The 253-nt window shown below is 59.3% G+C and carries 1 protein-coding gene; it reads left to right on the top strand.

Annotated elements, in window-relative coordinates:
* Positions 1-204 (top strand): 3-hydroxyacyl-CoA dehydrogenase family protein (locus B2W52_RS07990; protein ID WP_286802391.1); only part of this gene is annotated, 204 nt, incomplete at its 5' end.
* Between the last annotated feature and the right edge of the window lie 49 nt (positions 205-253).

A 253-nucleotide genomic window follows, 5' to 3' on the forward strand; every position in this document is an offset into this window, starting at 1 on the left:
CTGGATATCGACATTGTCTGGATCTACGGCTATGGCTTCCCGGCCTATCGCGGTGGCCCCATGTTCTGGGCCGATCAGGAAGGTCTGGACACCATTCTCTCAGCGGTTAAGAAGTACCAGGATACCGTTGGTGGCGAGCAGTGGGAGCCGGCGGCTCTGCTCGAGAAGCTGGTTGCTGAAGGCCGTAAGTTCGCTGACCTGTAACTTGGCGGGCGGGTCGCGGGGCGGGGTGTCTTTTCCTTTGGGAAAAGCA

The sequence above is a fragment of the Marinobacter sp. UBA2498 genome (assembly GCF_002341575.1).
Taxonomy (GTDB): Bacteria; Pseudomonadota; Gammaproteobacteria; order Pseudomonadales; family Oleiphilaceae; genus Marinobacter; species Marinobacter manganoxydans.